This is a genomic window from Clostridium sp. AM43-3BH (assembly GCF_003479985.1).
In the GTDB taxonomy this organism is placed as follows: domain Bacteria; phylum Bacillota; class Clostridia; order Lachnospirales; family Lachnospiraceae; genus Otoolea; species Otoolea fessa.
On the sequence record NZ_QUIH01000005.1, the window covers coordinates 179,860 to 197,347 of the forward strand.

Genomic DNA, 17,488 nt, shown 5'->3' on the forward strand with positions numbered 1-17,488 from the left:
GCGAACTCAGTTGACATTGCAGAACATAAGTTCTATAATTGGCTTGTTAGCATTTACAAATTACAGATTTATAAATATTACCTCGGAGGCCAATGCCATGAAAAAAATAGGTTTAACCATATATGCTTTAAATGTTTTTCATACCGGAAAGCATCACTTTGAAAAGAAACAAGGACATTTAACTTTTATAGATATGCTTTCAGATTTCTCTAAACTCTAAAACAGGACAGTTTTCCCGCCCCCGTTTTGGTCTTCCATGAAACAAAGGATGCGGAAGTTGGTTTTAGAAAAGCGAAAATAGAAAGCCATGCGGCTTTATTACACAACCGCATGGCTTTTCTCTTCCATCACCTATTTTTATTTGCAAACCCGGTTCTCCAACTGCCCACTCTGCACATAATGTGTATAGTAAGCCTTCAAATCGTCTCCAAACACTGCCGCCAAATCCGGGTTATTTGCCTTATATACACTGACATCGAAATTCTCCGATGCCCTGCGTCCTTCTACCATACCACACGTATAAAAATGCTCAAATAACTTTTGCGAATCCAAGCCAATGACCGACTGCAAATCTGGATTATTCATATAATAATAATTTGCATCAAACACCGGCTGATACGTGTTCATCTGTTCCGCTACCTGATTCTGATTACCTGCGGACTGTGTCTGTGTCTGAGTCTGCGTCTGACCGGACGTATTTCCATTCGAAACAGCCCCATTCTTATACGGGCAGACTCCATTTGGATGAAGATGTGCCTCATGGCCGCCACAATGATAATGATAACTTCCCAGACCGCTCTTATTCTTGTAGTCATGATGACCGCCTTGTGCATCGGTTCGTCCCTGATGCGCCTCAGCTGTAATCATCGTCATATTTGAGACTGTTGTGAAAGATGCCGTCAGCATCATACAGGATAAAAGCGCGGTTCCAAACTTTTTAAAACGTTTCATAATAACTCCCCCTTGTAACTGTAAAATGAAATGCTCTCCAATTTAATTGTAACATTTCCATACAGAAAACACAAGAAAATTGCCATAATACCGCACTAATTCTGCCTTATAAAACCATGCGGTTGCCATTACACAGCTGACACATACTCTTCTTACTCACCTTCTTTCAAGGAAAACTCCTTAAGAAATGGAATTCCTCCATATACCCCCGCCATATAATCCTTTTCAAATGATGCATCGGAACGCACCTTAAAGTCCGAAAGCGCACATAATTCCGAATGTCCCAGCTCGTCTTTCTGTACAAACCAAATCTGGTCCCTTCGGAAGAATTTTTTATCCATTAATGTCGTATCATGTGTAGTATAAATCAGCTGAGCCATTGAATTGTTATCATAAAATAAATCAATAAAAAATTTTAACAACAATGGATGTAATTTTACATTTAGCTCATCCATTACCAGTACATAATCATTGATAATTGCCATATGTGCATGGATAAAAAGCATGATACTCTTGATTGTACCTTCTGACTCATCGTATAAATTCAAAGGATATAATTCCCCATCCGCCCCTTTATGAAATGTAAAAAACAGCGTTTCTTTTTCTTTATAAGTAATATCCTTTATTCCAATATCTATTGCGGTAAGAAACTCTAATAACTTTTCCTTTTTTCCATCAATTACCTTAGGTAAAAGAGCATCTAAAAACCTTGTATCTTCATAGTCATCCGACATAAAAACCAGTACATCTGTAATTCCTGAATAAACCGTTTTAAAAATATCTGTTTTTAACTTGAGTTTATTAAAGAAAGATAACAATAATGTCTCTGGTGGAATTTGATCTTTATAAGCTTCACATTTTTTTCTAACGTACACCCCTAAATTTACTTTTTGCATCGTCCTCTCAAAAATCGTCACTTTACGGTTTGTCTTTAAACTCTTTCTGTACAGCCATTCCATCACGATCTTCTCAGAATTGTACTCAAACCCATACTGATACTCCTCGTCCCGCAGAATCTGTACACTCTCAAATTCTGAATTACCTTTGTTCTCTTCAAAAGAAAATGGTTTACTGCATTTTTTGAGTACGGACTCAGCTCCGTCATCAACATTGTTCAAAGATTGGGAAACAATCCGCCGAAAAAGCTGTAGTGCCCACACGAAATTGGACTTTCCGCTGGCATTGGCGCCATAAATAGCTGCTACCCGCAGGAATTTTTCCTTGGTATCTATATCAATCAGGTTCGACGGTGCTCTTTATAAGCGCTGATTGCTGTCATATCAAAAATCGTTTCTTCTTTAAAGGAAAGAACGTTTTTCATTTTAAATTGCACCAACATGTTTTGTATCTCCTTTTTATATAATATACAAATTTCTGATTTTTATATCAACATTTTTGTGATTTTTCCGTTATTTTATTGATTTTATGTTTCATAATTACTCTATCCGTCTCTCTCAATTACAAAAAAAATCAAGATTCTATGCCGGAATAGAATCTTGATCATCAATTAGCCGCGATACTTTTCGCGAGGGATTCGCAGGCAGAACACCTTGAGGCCATATTGTGAAGCCCAGATGCGCACGCCCTTACGAGTAATATATGGAGTATATACTAAGACATATTCCTTATCCATAAGGCGGTCACCTCCTTTTTTGAAGGTTCCTCTTGAAATCCCCGACAAAGTATGATACATTTAAAAATGTAAATACGTATCCTGGCATACTCGTCGGCAGAATTTGTGCTGCAACACAGATTCAAGAGGCAGAACACCTATGGGTGGTCTGCTTTTATTTTTCCAACTCTTCTTTTAAGTTGGAAATAAAAGTGGGTAACATGTTTTCAATGTAAAGTGTGATGAAATCTAAATCTTTTTCGGTCACATTCTGGGGAATGATAACCTTTGCCACAGAACCAGAAAGTGTTGGTATTGTAAAACAATACGCCGACGGCTCCATCGACGTCAGAACTTCCTCTTTGGATTCAGCGGTACTATTTTCACTAACCTCTTTAGAATCTTTAGAAGAACTTTCATCCTCAAAGGAGTCAATATCATTCTCATCTGATTCCAAAAGAATAATGCCGTTTTTCAGTATTCCTACCTGCTCTGCATTTTCAATGAATTTCGCAGCGGCAATATCCTTAGCGCTTTTCGTTAGATTGTATTCTAAAAGAAGTATATTACTAAGCTTATCTTGACTAGGAAGGGCCTGGTTTTCATATCTTTCCACGATCTTACGATATAGCGGAGCCGATAAAAAGCTTTCTACGATAGCGCGTCTGGTATCTAATTCATTAACCGGATAGACAATCCGCTTGGCAAGTTCTGTCAGTTCAACCGCTCCATTTGAACCTCGAATCAATCCAAACTGCTTTGCAGTACTAATCTTTGCCCGAAAGGAATTTGTCTTCACGCTAAATCCAAGAACACTTGCAATAGTATTGATAGATACACGCTTTCCACCGATTTTTACAATTTCATTAATGAAATCCACTATTTCTTTAATAGAAAACATGGGATACAGTGAACTTCTTTCCTTTATATTTTTTTCAGCCGACTGTGCCATCTGAGAATCTCCCTCCTTAAATCCACGTCTAGTATAGCATCTACCATCCACTTCGTCAAGACTTAAACTTAATTTGATTCTCAATGTGCTCAAAATTTGATTCTTATTTACGTCCATTCTCGTAAAAACTATGTTTTTTACATTGTAAATTTAAAATTGAGTGCACATATCATTAAAAAGGACCATATCATTTTTCTTATATTTTGCGAAACAGCATCTGTTGTCATTTGCTGTTTCACAAATTTCATTTTTTCCTTCTGCACTCCTATTTTTAACCTGATTCTCCAGGCATTCCATACACTTAATATATATAATTTTCGTATAAAAATAGGCTATTGCAAACACCTGCATCCGCAATAGCCCATTCTTACCTTCTACTATATTCGTCACTCTCCAAAAACTTAAAAGAGCTTTCTACCGCATATACTCCTGCTTCACCTTATGATCCACCACATGCCGCTTCGCCAGCTCTTTCGTCACATCCTCTACACTGATGCCCGCGTCTGCCATCAGAACCATGGCATGGTAACACAGATCTGCCAGCTCGTAGATCGTTTCGTCCTTGTCTTTCTTCGCTGCCGCGATGATAACCTCGGTACACTCCTCGCCGACTTTCTTCAGAATCTTGTCCAGACCTTTATCAAACAGATACGTCGTGTAGCTTCCTTCCTTCGGATTCGTCTTACGTCCCATAATGAGGTCGTAAAGTCCCTCATAGGAAAACGGCGTGATCTCCTCGTTCTGGTAAACCGGCTCAAAGAAGCAGCTCTCTGCGCCCGTATGGCACGCCGGACCTTCCTTGACCACCTCGACAATCAAGGTGTCCTTATCGCAGTCCGCATAAATACTGGAAATATGCTGCACATTCCCGCTCGTCTCACCCTTTCTCCAGAGCTCCTGACGGCTGCGGCTGTAAAAACAGGTTTTCTTCTCCCGAAGGCTGATCTCCAGACTCTCCCTATTCATCCAAGCCATCATCAGAACCTTCTTGCTATAATGATCCTGCACAATCGCCGGAATCAGACCTTTCTCATTAAACTTTAACTCATCAATCTTAAACGACGGCTCTACGCCTGCAATCTCGTTGATATTCTCACTCATATTTTTATCCTGCCTTACCACATAAAATTTTAATTACATCGTAACTGTTCAGTACCTTCACAGTCACGCGCAAAATCCCATTAAAAATTGCCTGCTGGCTCATGTTTTCGTACGATCAGCGCAGCGCCGACGCTCTCCTTCGCGATCCACAGGAGAACAGGCATCCAAAAACTGTAGAAAACATCGCATACGCCGGTGCGTAGTGAGGTCTTTTCGAACTTAGCACCGCTGCGTAGGCGCAAGAGCGAAAGCGTTTTTCGGAAGTTTCTGGATGCCTGTTTTCCGTCCCTCTCACGAAAAAGCACCGCCCTCTAACTTTTAGAGCATCTATGCGATTTAGATCAACCGCATCTCCACCCCATTCTCCGCCAGATACTGTTTCAATTCCTTAATATTCACTTCTTTCCGGTGGAAAATACTCGCCGCCAGTCCCGCGTCGATCTGCGGATACTGGAAAAGGTCTAAGAAGTCTTCTTTCTTTCCCGCGCCTCCCGATGCAATAATCGGCACATCGACACGCTTCGCGATCTCCAAAAGCATCGGAATATCAAATCCCTGCTTCACACCGTCCGTATCGATACTGTTGACCACCAGCTCGCCTGCGCCGCGTCTGACGCCGGATTCTGCCCATTCCAGCGCATCAATGCCTGTATCGACACGCCCGCCCTGCTTAAATACGTGGTATTCATCTCCAACACGTTTGACATCCATCGAAAGCACCACACACTGATCGCCGTAGCGGTGTGCCGCCTCGGTAATAAGCTCCGGATTTTTGATCGCGCCGCTGTTGACGCTGACCTTGTCCGCGCCGCATTTTAAAACGCGGTCGAAATCATCCAGCGTGCTGATGCCGCCGCCGACCGTCAGCGGGATGAAAACCCGTTTTGCCGCCTCAGTCAGGATGTCGGTAAAGATTTTTCTTCCTTCTACACTTGCCGTAATATCATAAAATACCAGCTCGTCCGCGCCGCTCTGGTTGTAAAATTCTGCCATCTCGACCGGATCCGCCACATCCTGGATTCCCTCGAAGTTGACGCCTTTCACGACACGCCCGTTCTTTACATCCAGACACGGAATAATACGTTTTGAAATCATGCCGTTCCCTCCTGATTTCTTTTTCTGATTATTCATTCGAATGATTCGAATGATTTTTTGCCGCTTTTTATACGGCGCTTCTCCTAAACGGAATATTTCAGTGCTTCCTTTAAATCAATCGCACCCAGATACAGCGCTTTTCCTAAAATCGCACCATACACCTCATTTTTCAAGATCTCAATCTCCTTGAGGCTGCTGATTCCACCGGACGCCACGATATCCAGCCCTTCAATCTGCGATAATTCTTTATAAAGCTCCAGGTTCGTTCCCTGCATCTTTCCATCGCGGGAAATATCGGTGTAAATGACCGTTTTCACTCCCGTATCGCGCAGGCGGCGGCAGAAATCAACGCCTCTTACCTCGCTCGTCTCAAGCCACCCGTGAGTCGCCACAAAACCGTCCTTCGCGTCCACACCGACTGCAATTTTATCGCCGTATTTGCGGACCATTTCTTCGACAAATGGATAATTTGTGACCGCCACCGTACCGAGAATCACGCGTCCGGCTCCGAGCGACAGGTATTTGTCGATGGATGCCTCGTTGCGGATGCCGCCGCCGACTTCTACAAATAATCCCGTTGTCTTAATCAGCTTCTCTATCGTGTCAAAATTTGCCAGCGCCGCGTCTTTCGCGCCGTCCAGATCGACCACATGCAGGTTTTTCGCGCCCTGCTCCTTGAATCCCAGCGCCACCTCTTCCGGCCGGTCGCTGAATACTGTCATCTGGTTATAATCGCCCTGCACCAGGCGCACCGCCTTGCCGTCCCGCAAATCAATCGCCGGAAATAGCTCCATGTCCGTTTCCTCTCCATAACTGTTTAAATCCAATCTACAAGCCTGAAAAAACAGTTACCTTTCTTGTTTTTCTATTAATTATATCTCCGAAAACGCCTTCAGAATCCGCAGTCCCACTTCCCCGCTCTTCTCCGGATGGAATTGGCAGCCCATGACATTTTCATTTGCCGCGGACGCCGTGACCGGAATGCCGTACTCCGAGGTTGCCAGCAGACTCTCATCACAATCTTTTCCATAGAAGCTGTGGACAAAGTAGACGTAATCGCCCTCTTTGCTGTATTTAAACAGTGGATGCTTCTTTCCTTTTTCCGTCAGATGCAGGCTGTTCCAGCCCATGTGCGGCACTTTTAGGTTTGCCGGAATGTCTTCTTTTAAGTCTGCCATCACGCCCGGAATCAGTCCCAGACCCTGATGCTCGCCGTATTCATAGCTTTTATCAAAGAGAAGCTGCATTCCGAGGCAGATTCCCATGATCGGTTTGCCTGCTTTTGCTTCATCCAGCAGCGGCTCTGCCATTCCGGATCCGCGCAGTTTCGCAATCGCATCGCCATACGCGCCGACGCCCGGTAAAATGATGTGATCCGCTTTTCTTAAATCTTCCGGATCGCGGCTGACTTTATTTTCCAGTCCCAGGTAACTGAGGGAGGAACTGAGGGAAAACAGGTTTCCCACGCCGTAGTCAATAATTGTTATCATTCGCAGCCTCCTATATCAATTCATGTATGCTCCCGCAGTCAACGCAGGAACCCGCTGAATCATTATAAACCTATTAAATAGATTTGTTATACTTACTTTTATCTTAGATCATAATACCCCTTTTGTCGATGGAATCTCGTCCCGGTACTTCTCGTCAATCGACACCGCCTCGCCGAGCGCGCGTCCCAGTCCCTTGAACATCGCCTCGATGATATGGTGGCCGTTTTCGCCGTGGAACATTTTAAAATGCAGCGTCATCCGGCTGTTGGAGGACAGTGCAATCATAAATTCCTTTACAAGCTCGGTATCAAAATCGCCCACTTTTTCGGTCGGAATCTCTACATCCATGACCAGATAGGAACGTCCGCTTAAATCGAGCGCCGTCATTACCAGTGTTTCATCCATCGGAAGCAGGAAACTGCCATAACGGCGGATGCCCTTTTTATCACCCAGCGCCTCTAAAATTGCCTGTCCCATGGCAATTCCGATGTCCTCTGTCGTATGATGGTAATCGACCTGCGTATCTCCGTCACATTTCAATGTGAGATCAAACCGTCCATGTCTGGCAAAGAGCTCCAGCATATGGTTTAAAAATCCGCAGCCCGTATCGACCTGATATTTTCCCGTTCCATCTAAATCAATCGACAGGCTGATTTTCGTCTCTGCCGTGTTTCGTTCTAATGAAATCTTGCGTTCTCTTGACATTTCTGCCAGCCTTCCTTTCTTATTCACAGCTGCCCCATCTACAAAAACCATGCTGCCAGCATTTTCATACGGTTCCTACAGTAAATGCGTGAACCTATTGAATTCCAGACTATCTTACAACTGCACTTCTCGCCGCTTCCACCAGCTTCTTCGTCTCCTCAACAAACGTTTCCATCTCTTCCTCGGATCCGATGGAAATGCGGACGTAATCTTTGATCCGCTCGCTGTCCCAGCGTCTTACCAGGATTCCTGCCTCGCGCAGTCCGTCAAAATAGACTTTTCCCGGCATATCGCCGCTCTTGGCAAAAATGAAGTTGGTCTTCGAATCCAGCACGGTGAATCCAAGCGCCCGGAGCGCCTCGGTCGTTTTTTCACGCGTTTTGCAGATGCGCCCGGTACATTCTTTCGTGTAGTCCCAGTCGCGCATCGCCGCCGCGCCAGCCAGAATCGACAGGCGGTTGACGTTGTACGGGTTAAAACTGTATTTGATCCGGTTCATATCGGCGATAAGTTCCGGGTTTGCGATGGCAAATCCGACACGCGCGCCGGCTAAGCTGCGGGATTTGGAAAAGGTCTGGATAATCACCAGATTTTCGTATTTCGGAAGCAGTGATACACACGATTCGCCGCCGAAATCCACATACGCCTCATCCACCATCACAACGCGGTCCGGGTTGGACGCCGCTACTTCCTCAATCGCAGAAAGCGGCAGGTTCATGCCTGTCGGGGCGTTTGGATTAGCGATGATCACATTATTTCCGCAATTTTTATACGGTTCGATATTTAATGTAAAATCTTCCTCCAGCGGAACTACCTTGAACGGGATTCCATAGAGCCCGCAGAGCGCCGGATAGAAGCCATATGTCAGATCCGCGAACTGCAGCGGCGCGTTCTGGTCGCAGAATGCCCGGAATGCAAAACCTAAAATCTCGTCGGAACCATTGCCCGCGATGACCTGGTTTGTTCCCACGCCGTAGTGGTCGGCGATCGCCTCGATGAGGATGCGCTCTTCCGGATCCGAATAAAGGCGTAAATTTGCAAGTTCCAGCGGCATAATTTTAGAAGAATTTTCCTCATACCCCGCCAGAATCGCTTCCGCAACCTTCGGGCTCGGCGGATACGGGCATTCGTTTGTGTTCAGCTTGATAAATTTCCGTCCCTGCGGCTGCTCACCCGGTGTATACGGAAGAAGTGATTCGCTTGCTTTGCTCAAAAAACGGCTCATATCTGCCTACGCCTCCTTTTTATATTCTGCTGCGGTTTCTTTCTCCGCTTTCTCTTTTGCTTCTTTTTCTTTCTTTTCCTGTTCCTTTTTCTTCTGGTGTGCTTCCACCGCGCCCTTCAGCTTCTCCGCCATCTCGGTGATCTGCTTGTTTTTAAACTCAAAGCTGCTCTTGTTGGCGATGAAACGGGCGCTGATCGGCAGGAACTCTTCCAGCACTTTCAGGTGATTTTCACGGATCGTGCTGCCCGACTCGACAATATCCACGATGACGTCCGAAAGTCCCAGAATCGGCGCCAGCTCAATGCTTCCGTTTAATTTAATAATGTCAATATCGCGTCCCAGCTTCGCGTAATGCTCTTTCGCAATATTCGTAAATTTCGTTGCCACGCGCACCGGTCGGTCTTTGTCCTCGACGTAATCCTCTTTTCCAGCCACGCACATCCGGCATTTTCCAAGTCCCAGATCGAGAAGCTCGTATACATCCGGGTTGCTCTCCATCAGAATGTCTTTTCCGACGATTCCGACGTCTGCCGCATGGTGCTCGACGTAGATTGCCACATCACTCGGCTTTACGAGCAGGTAGCGGACACCCGTCTGTGGGTTCTCAAACACCAGTTTTCTATTTTCGTCGTAAATACTCTTGCAGTCATATCCGACCGACGCCAGAAGCTCATACACCTGATCGCCCAGTCTTCCCTTCGGCAGTGCTATGTTTAACATCTCACGCCCTCCTTTCCATTCTCCTGAAAGGCAGTTTCCCGGTCCTCTTCCAGGGAAAGACGTCCGTCATACCGGTACAGATAGCAGTAACGCAGATCCTCCGGCACAGCTTTCTCCACCCGCACGCGCAGTCCCTGACGGCGCAGGCTTTCAACCGCCTGGCACAGGCGCACTACATCGACATCCGGCTCATAGAGTACCAGCGCATCGACATCGTAGCGGATGCTCTTTTCCGGCAGGCGCTCCAGCTCTTTCAAATAGATGGCAAATCCGATCGCATCGGCTTTCTTTCCTAATTTTGCCATCATACCGTCGTACTGGCCGCCGGAAAGAACCTGGCGTGCCAGACCGTCTAAAAATCCCTGGAAAATAATACCGTTATAATATTCAATGTCATTGATCATCGAGAAGTCCAGCCGCACCTTGTCAAGCTGTCCGCCCAGTCCCATCGCCTCCAGAACCTCATACAGGCGGGATAAAAGTGCAACCGCCTCTTTCATTTTCGGCGTATCCGCGATCGCACCTGCCTCTGCCAGCACCCGCCCAAACTCTCCGTACAGCCCGGAAACCTTCATCAATTTCTCTGTATCGCCCTCCGGCAGTGCCAGATCCGCGCACAGTTTTTCCAGTCCGCTGCGGTTTTTCGTCCGGATCAGCCCTAAAATGATATCTTTCTGATCGGCATTGACCGGAAGCTCTTCCATCAGTCCCACCACGAAATCCATGTTGGAAATCTTGAGCACATAGTCCGTCTCAAAATCCGCCAGACTCTTGAGCGCCAGCGCCAGCACCTCCGCGATCACGCAGTCATCCACGCCGCCCATGCACTCCAGTCCCATCTGGCTGATCTCTTTGTAAGTGTGGCTTTCCTTGCTCTCACGGTACACACTCTCCAGATAATAGACCTTCTCGCACGTATTTTTATCTGCCTTGGTGTTCTTCGCGATACTCAGCGTCACGTCCGGCTTGAGAGCCATCAAGCGTCCGTCCAGATCCGTAAATGTCGGCACATTTTCCCCCAGCAGGAAACTTTTATTCGCTGCATACAAACTATATTCCTCAAACCGCCCCATCCGGTACTTGCGGTATCCATAGCTCTCATAAAGACCTCTCAGGCGAAGCGTCGCCGCCTCCGCCCTCCGAAGGCTCTGAATCTCTAAATTCATGCTCTATCTCCTCTCAACTGCCGCCGCAACCGCCCCGCCTCAACAAAATCTGCCGGACAATCACCCGCTCGTCTATATCCTGCCGTTATAGCTCCCATCACTTTTGTTTATCTTGCTATCATGGTAGCGTACTAAAGTGTTTTCTATATACTATCATTCCTTCTTAAAAAAAGCAACTACTTTTTTAGAATACTCACACTTTAATTAAAAGAAAAACTCGGGGCGTGAGAAATGTGCGCCCCGAGTTTTTCCACCTCGACTCTATTCTTTTATAACCTTCTCCAAAATCGGCCCCAGAATCTCCGTCCAAGGCGTATACGCATCCTTTTCCTCCAGATGCGTCAGCGCCATCCAGTTCAGTCCTCCCGGTGTCATTTCTCTGGCAAGGTCTTCCAGATCCCCGTCCCACGTCGCTGCCTTGCGGGACAGCGCCCCAGTAAATTCGGTGATGTATGCCCGTGCGGATGGCTCATCCAGCCCGTTTCTCTCACACCACTGGATAATGACGGTCAGAAGCATATAGTAAGCGCTCATCAGGCCCGTCGTGCTCCTAAGGATCGCGATCTGCTTCGGCGTATCGACCGGAACCGGCTTGCCGACGTGACTCATCAGATCGACTACCTCCGGGATATCCGGGTAAATCACCACCGGTCCGAATCGGTTCGCTGCGAAGGTCAGAGGCACAACATCCGCCAGAATCTCTCTCGGTCCAAACATTTCCTCGATGCGCTTTAAGCTCAGCGTTGCAACCAGATTGATAAACTTCTTCTCCGGTCCGATATGAAGCGGTTTTAAGATATCTTCCGCCGCCTTCGGAAGGAGCGCCGCAAAGACCCAGTCCGACCGATCCACAACTTCCTGGTTATCCGCCGCGACCGACACGATCTCCGGGTATTTCTCATGCAGCATCTGCGCCCGTTCTTTATTTCTCGGCGATACAACGATCTGCAGATTCTCCATTCCGCTCTCGCAGAATCCAGTCACGACGGACGTCGTAATGATTCCCGTTCCAATAAATCCCAGTTTCATAAACTTCTATCCTCTCTTTCTCCTCTCCGTTTACCCGAAATTTTTCCAGACGATTCCGAGCGAACTTACCTGATAGTTACTCCCCGATTTTATTCATATACACAGTATACAACCAGAAACACATATTTTCCAGCATCCTACTCATATCTCGGCGCACTTTTCCGGTTCTTCATCGTAATTCCTCCCTCAACCTTCGCACCCCACTTTGATCAGGCGCCTTATTTTATCGTTCATATCCTCCTTGCCATTTTCTTTGAAATTGTCCACTTCCGCAAATAAAGCGATTGAAATAAGCCATCTCCTCATCTTTATTCAATCTTAATACGTCGTAAATCTCCCTTATCCGCTCTTAAAATCTCCAGCTGTATAATATGACCATCACAGAAATAAGGAGCTGTCTTTATGCCTGAAGAGATTATTCGACGAAAGCGCCGCCTTTCGTCTTTTCAAATTATCACATTAGGGTTTGCCGGGGTCATTCTACTCGGAGCGCTACTGCTGATGCTGCCGATCTCCACGACTGGAGAGAATATTACTCCATTCAATGAAACGCTGTTTACTGCGACCTCTGCCGTCTGCGTGACAGGGCTTGTAGTGCAGGATACAGGCAGCTACTGGTCAACCTTTGGGCAGGTGGTTATTCTGGCACTGATCCAAATTGGTGGTCTTGGTGTCGTAACCGCAGCAGCATTGTTTGCGCTTTTGTCCGGGCGAAAAATCTCTCTGATGCAGCGCAGCACCATGCAGGATGCAATTTCAGCACCAAAGGTCGGCGGAATCGTCCGTCTGACACGCTTCATCCTGCGAGGGACGTTTCTGATTGAGCTGCTGGGAGCGCTTGCCGTGCTGCCGGTATTCTGCCGGGACTATGGATGGCGCGGCATCTGGATGGCGGTATTTCATTCCATATCCGCTTTTTGCAATGCCGGGTTTGACATTCTTGGGACAGAAAGCAACCGCTATCCATCTCTTACCGGCTACGCGGACAGCCCGGTAATCAATATCACGATTATGCTGCTGATCGTGATCGGCGGTATTGGATTTCTGACGTGGGATGACATCTTTGAAAACAAGTGGCGGTTTCATCGCTACCGAATGCAGAGCAAGGTGATTCTGGTCACGACAGGTTTTTTAATTTTTCTGCCTGCTATGTTTTTCTTCTTTTCAGACTTTTCCACGCTTCCCGCCGGAAACCGGCTGCTGGCATCCTTTTTTCAGTCTGTTACGCCGAGGACAGCGGGCTTCAACACGGTAAATCTTTCCACGATGTCCGGTGCATCACAGGGCGTAATAATCCTTTTGATGCTCATCGGCGGTTCTCCAGGTTCTACAGCAGGCGGCATGAAAACAACGACACTGGCGGTTCTGCTTGCCAATGCCACTGCAACCTTCCGCCAGCGCGATAATGTCCAATTTTTCGGACGCAGAGTCGATTGCAGCGCCGTCAAGACCGCCGCGACCATTCTGACGATGTACTTGATGCTGTTCTTTGGCGGTGCTGTCTTTATCAGCGCATATGAGAATCTTCCGCTGTCTGCCTGCCTGTATGAAACGGCATCGGCGGTCGGGACGGTGGGATTGACACTTGGTATTACACCGCAGCTGCACATTCCATCGCAAATGGTGTTGATCACGCTCATGTATCTGGGCAGAGTCGGCGGTCTTACCCTCATTTATGCGACATTTTCCAGCAAAAAAGTGGGGAATGCAAAGCTGCCGCAGGAAAAAATCACGATTGGATAAGGAGTCTTTTCACATGAAAAACATTCTATTGATTGGCACAGGCCGCTTCGGACGGCATATTGCAGTACAGCTTTCTCAGCTGGGGCATCAGGTCATGGCGGTCGATACAAACGAGGAACGAATCAATGATGTGCTGCCATATGTCACCAACGCACAAATTGGCGACAGTACAAACGCGGAGTTTCTTCGCTCTCTTGGCATCGGAAATTTTGATGTCTGCATCGTGACCATCAGCGGGAACTTTCAGAACTCGCTGGAAACCACCTCGCTGCTGAAAGAGCTGGGGGCGAAGTGCGTGGTGTCGCGTGCCGAGCGTGATGTGCAGGCAAAGTTTCTGCTTCGCAACGGTGCCGACCAGGTAGTCTACCCGGAAAAACAGGTGGCAAAATGGGCAGCGATCCGATACACTGCCGACCATATTTTCGACTACATAGAGATCGACGAGCAGCACGCCATTTTTGAAGTAGAAGTTCCGGCCGGGTGGATCGGCAAAAGCGTTGGCGAACTGAATATTCGCAGAAAATATGGCATTAACATTCTCGGCATCAAACACTCTGGAAAAACCGACGTTTCCATTACGCCGGATACGATGCTGTCCGGGGAAATAACGATTTTAGCGTTGGGCGAATACAAAGCGCTGCAAAAGTGCTTCCGAATCTGAATGGACGGTGAGGGTATATGGAAGATAGCGTTTTGATCGCTGGGACGGCGCTAATGTTCCTGTTCGGCTGGTTTTTGATGAAACGGCTGGATCGCTTTCTGGACGAAAATCAGAAGCACATCAAAGAATCATCCGAACAACAGCAGGCTGAACCGTGCGTGCATCTGGTCGGAAATATTTCTCCTGACGAACTTGAGGAAACGTTTTCCCGATTTCGCAATAGTCATGCCCATGTAGAAATCGTGATCTATGATTCAGAGCAAATTTCTTTTCCGGACAACGAATCCGATTGGGCGCAGTAGAAACCTCCACATTTTGGTGCTATAATATTGTTTAAGAGGGGGTGAAAATGTGCAGAATAAAGGAAGCGAAATGCCAAAAGAGCATATTCTTGTGTGCCTGTCCTCGTCTCCATCCAATGAACGCATTGTACGAATGGCAGGGAAAATGGCACAGGCATTTTGCGCCAGTCTTACCGCACTTTACGTGCAGACCCCCGGAGACGCTGATATGAACGCGGAAGATACCGTCCGTTTGCAGGCGAATATGCGTCTGGGGCAGCAGCTTGGCGCAGAAATTGTCACAACGCATGGTGAAGATGTGGCGACACAGATCGCGGAATATGTGCGGCTCTCTGATGTGACCAAAATTGTGATTGGGCGAAGCGGCGTACAGCGGCGGCATTTCTGGAGCGAATCGACGCTGACAGAACAGCTCATTACGCTTGCACCAGAGGTAGATATTTATATTATTCCGGATGTGGAAGCCTATAAGAACTGCCGCAGAAATCAGCCGCTTACTATCCGCCCGGCGTTTCCGACCGCCCGGGAACTACTTCTGACCATCGGAATTCTGGCAGTTACGACGGTCATCGGATGGATCTTTCTGCGGCTCAGCTTTGCAAATGACAATATCATCATGGTTTACCTGCTGGGTGTGCTTCTGACTTCCACTTTTACCAGCGGATATACCTGCGGTGTGCTGTCCGCTTTTTTGAGTGTCCTCCTGTTCAATTATTTTCTGACGGAACCCCGGCTGTCTTTGGCAGCCTATGGCAGCAAATACCCGATAACCTTTGCCGTCATGTTCGCGGCTGCACTTTTGACAAGTACACTTGCGGCCAAGCTCAAAGCCCACGCACAGCTATCCGCACGGGACGCTTATCGCACGAAGCTCCTTTTTGATATGAACAGACAGCTCCAAAAAGCGGAAACGCCGGAGGAGGTCTATCGGATGACCGCGACGCAGATACAAAAGCTCATGCAGCGAGACGTTCTGATTTACCCGGCACAGGGCAACGCTCTGCTGGATGGGAACATTTATCCGGCTGACGGAAGTAGTCCATACAGCATCCCAGATACCGACCGGGAACAGAACGTGGTTCAATGGGTCTGGCAAAACCGCAAGCGCGCCGGAGCAACGACGCAAAACTTTCCAAAAGCAAAACGGCTGTATCTTGCCATCCGTACCGGGCAGCAGATTTACGGTGTTGTCGGGATTCCGATGGAAAAGCAAACGCAGCCTGACGCATTTACATCCAGCGTTCTGTTCTCCATCCTCGGCGAGTGCTCTCTGGCGCTGGATAACCTGCGAAATGCCAGAGAAAAGGAAGAAGCTGCCGTTCTTGCAAAGAACGAACAGCTTCGCGCCAATCTTTTGCGTTCGATTTCTCATGATCTCAGGACACCACTGACCTCAATTTCCGGCAACGCAGATACGCTGCTGCACAGCTATGACGTGTTGGATGAGCAGACACGGAAACAGATTTTTACGGACATTTATGACGATGCACAATGGCTGACGGGACTGGTTGAGAACTTGCTTTCCATTACGAAAATTGTAGACGGCAGCGTAAAGCTGCACCTTTCTGATCAGGTCGTGGATGACATCATATCGGAAGCACTCAGGCATATTGACCGAAGAGCGGCAGAACATCACATCGCAGTAGATTGCGGAGACGTACTGTTGCTGGCACGGATGGACGCAGGACTCATCATGCAGGTGCTCATCAATCTGGTGAATAACGCAGTCAAATATACTCCCGTTGGCTCGAACATCCGGATCACGGCAATCCCGCGAGAAAATATGGCTGAAATATGTGTCAGCGATAACGGTCCCGGTATTCCGAATGAACTGAAGGAACGTGTTTTTGAAATGTTCTTTACTGGGGGCAATCCAATTGGCGACAGCCGCCGAAGTCTTGGACTTGGACTTACGCTCTGTCAAACTATTGTCCATGCACATCATGGTGAAATGACGTTGAAAGACAATTCGCCGCATGGCTGCATCTTTTCCTTTACAATACCACTTAGTGAGGTGAACTTAAATGAATAAGCCGCTCATCCTCGTTGTAGAAGATGATACCCCGGTGCGAAATTTAATAACGATGACACTAAAAACTCACGAATATAGATATCTTTCGGCGCAAAACGGCGCAAGTGCCGTGATGGAAGCGCTATCTCACAACCCGGACATTGTACTGCTTGATCTGGGGCTACCGGATATGGACGGCGTGGAAGTCATCCAAAAAATCCGGTCGTGGTCGAATATGCCGATCATTGTGATCAGCGCCAGAACAGAGGATTCCGATAAAATCGGGGCGCTGGATGCTGGGGCGGATGATTATCTAACGAAGCCTTTTTCCGTGGACGAACTGTTGGCACGACTGCGGGTGACGCAGCGGAGACTGTCGATGATGAAAACAGACTCCGTGCAGGATTCTCCGATTTTTACGAATGGTGCGCTGAAAATCAACTATGCGGCAGGCTGCGCATATCTTGACGGCACAGAGCTACACCTGACACCCATCGAATACAAGCTGCTGTGCCTGCTCTCCAAAAATGTTGGTAAGGTTCTGACACACACCTATATCACGCAGCAGATTTGGGGCAGCAGTTGGGAAAACGATATCGCTTCTCTGCGGGTGTTCATGGCGACCCTGCGCAAAAAGCTGGAACGCGGAAAAGACGGGCAGCAATACATACAAACACACATCGGAATCGGCTATCGGATGCTCCGCATCGAGTAAGTAATTCCTG

At 47.4% G+C, this 17,488-nt stretch carries 19 protein-coding genes; 6 read left to right on the top strand and 13 right to left on the bottom strand.

Features of this window, described 5'->3' with window-relative positions; all coding sequences use genetic code 11:
• The first annotated feature begins 97 nt into the window (after positions 1-97).
• Positions 98-220, top strand: coding sequence for a hypothetical protein (locus DW931_RS16390; RefSeq protein ID WP_270523436.1), 123 nt, complete (start codon positions 98-100; stop codon positions 218-220).
• Between the two features lie 137 nt (positions 221-357).
• Here the strand turns inward: DW931_RS16390 and DW931_RS09690 are convergent, their stop codons facing one another.
• The 13 genes from DW931_RS09690 to DW931_RS09750 form a co-directional block, all read right to left on the bottom strand.
• Entirely contained in the window at positions 358-951 is a 594-nt protein-coding gene (locus tag DW931_RS09690; RefSeq protein ID WP_118482496.1) for a YHYH domain-containing protein, read from the bottom strand.
• 152 nt (positions 952-1,103) lie between these two features.
• Positions 1,104-2,192, bottom strand: coding sequence for an ATP-binding protein (locus DW931_RS09695; protein WP_347559440.1), 1,089 nt, complete (start codon positions 2,190-2,192; stop codon positions 1,104-1,106).
• Positions 2,193-2,458: 266 nt separating this feature from the next.
• On the bottom strand, positions 2,459-2,584 hold the full coding sequence (locus tag DW931_RS16395) for a hypothetical protein (protein ID WP_270224331.1): 126 nt from the start codon (positions 2,582-2,584) through the stop codon (positions 2,459-2,461).
• 154 nt (positions 2,585-2,738) lie between these two features.
• Positions 2,739-3,515: a hypothetical protein gene (locus DW931_RS09700; RefSeq protein ID WP_117796563.1), complete on the bottom strand. Its 777-nt coding sequence runs from the start codon at positions 3,513-3,515 to the stop codon at positions 2,739-2,741.
• A gap of 414 nt (positions 3,516-3,929) precedes the next feature.
• A complete protein-coding gene (hisIE, locus tag DW931_RS09710) occupies positions 3,930-4,616 on the bottom strand; it encodes a bifunctional phosphoribosyl-AMP cyclohydrolase/phosphoribosyl-ATP diphosphatase HisIE (RefSeq protein ID WP_117796565.1) in 687 nt (228 codons plus the stop codon).
• A gap of 336 nt (positions 4,617-4,952) precedes the next feature.
• The gene (gene hisF / locus DW931_RS09715; RefSeq protein ID WP_117796566.1) at positions 4,953-5,711 is read right to left on the bottom strand and encodes an imidazole glycerol phosphate synthase subunit HisF; all 759 of its coding nucleotides are present in this window, start codon (positions 5,709-5,711) and stop codon (positions 4,953-4,955) included.
• Between the two features lie 83 nt (positions 5,712-5,794).
• Positions 5,795-6,505 (bottom strand): 1-(5-phosphoribosyl)-5-[(5-phosphoribosylamino)methylideneamino]imidazole-4-carboxamide isomerase, encoded by a 711-nt coding sequence (hisA, locus tag DW931_RS09720; RefSeq protein ID WP_022360500.1) that lies wholly within the window; start codon positions 6,503-6,505, stop codon positions 5,795-5,797.
• A 78-nt stretch (positions 6,506-6,583) separates the two neighbouring features.
• Positions 6,584-7,201 carry an imidazole glycerol phosphate synthase subunit HisH gene (gene hisH / locus DW931_RS09725; RefSeq protein ID WP_022360499.1) on the bottom strand — a complete coding sequence of 206 codons (618 nt, stop codon included), beginning with the start codon at positions 7,199-7,201 and terminating at the stop codon, positions 6,584-6,586.
• A gap of 108 nt (positions 7,202-7,309) precedes the next feature.
• A complete protein-coding gene (gene hisB, locus DW931_RS09730; protein ID WP_118482509.1) occupies positions 7,310-7,906 on the bottom strand; it encodes an imidazoleglycerol-phosphate dehydratase HisB in 597 nt (198 codons plus the stop codon).
• Positions 7,907-8,015: 109 nt separating this feature from the next.
• Positions 8,016-9,131 (bottom strand): histidinol-phosphate transaminase, encoded by a 1,116-nt coding sequence (gene hisC / locus DW931_RS09735; RefSeq protein WP_118626958.1) that lies wholly within the window; start codon positions 9,129-9,131, stop codon positions 8,016-8,018.
• A 6-nt stretch (positions 9,132-9,137) separates the two neighbouring features.
• Entirely contained in the window at positions 9,138-9,851 is a 714-nt protein-coding gene (gene hisG / locus DW931_RS09740; protein WP_118482495.1) for an ATP phosphoribosyltransferase, read from the bottom strand.
• On the bottom strand, positions 9,845-11,017 hold the full coding sequence (locus DW931_RS09745; RefSeq protein WP_118626959.1) for an ATP phosphoribosyltransferase regulatory subunit: 1,173 nt from the start codon (positions 11,015-11,017) through the stop codon (positions 9,845-9,847). Before DW931_RS09745 ends, hisG begins: the two co-directional genes overlap by 7 nt.
• 261 nt (positions 11,018-11,278) lie before the next feature.
• Positions 11,279-12,046, bottom strand: a complete 768-nt coding sequence (locus DW931_RS09750; protein WP_107000889.1) for an NAD(P)-binding domain-containing protein — start codon at positions 12,044-12,046, stop codon at positions 11,279-11,281.
• Between the two features lie 402 nt (positions 12,047-12,448).
• Between DW931_RS09750 and DW931_RS09755 the strand changes: the two genes are divergently transcribed.
• Genes DW931_RS09755 through DW931_RS09775 form a run of 5 tightly spaced genes read left to right on the top strand, consistent with a single transcriptional unit; the run spans position 12,449 to position 17,478 of the window.
• Positions 12,449-13,789, top strand: coding sequence for a potassium transporter TrkG (locus tag DW931_RS09755; RefSeq protein WP_118482493.1), 1,341 nt, complete (start codon positions 12,449-12,451; stop codon positions 13,787-13,789).
• 13 nt (positions 13,790-13,802) lie between these two features.
• Positions 13,803-14,450 carry a TrkA family potassium uptake protein gene (locus tag DW931_RS09760; RefSeq protein WP_118482492.1) on the top strand — a complete coding sequence of 216 codons (648 nt, stop codon included), beginning with the start codon at positions 13,803-13,805 and terminating at the stop codon, positions 14,448-14,450.
• Between the two features lie 17 nt (positions 14,451-14,467).
• The gene (locus DW931_RS09765) at positions 14,468-14,752 is read left to right on the top strand and encodes a hypothetical protein (RefSeq protein ID WP_147353584.1); all 285 of its coding nucleotides are present in this window, start codon (positions 14,468-14,470) and stop codon (positions 14,750-14,752) included.
• 49 nt (positions 14,753-14,801) lie between these two features.
• Positions 14,802-16,784 (top strand): DUF4118 domain-containing protein, encoded by a 1,983-nt coding sequence (locus tag DW931_RS09770; RefSeq protein WP_243015363.1) that lies wholly within the window; start codon positions 14,802-14,804, stop codon positions 16,782-16,784.
• Positions 16,777-17,478, top strand: a complete 702-nt coding sequence (locus DW931_RS09775; RefSeq protein WP_118482490.1) for a response regulator transcription factor — start codon at positions 16,777-16,779, stop codon at positions 17,476-17,478. Before DW931_RS09770 ends, DW931_RS09775 begins: the two co-directional genes overlap by 8 nt.
• Positions 17,479-17,488: the final 10 nt, after the last annotated feature.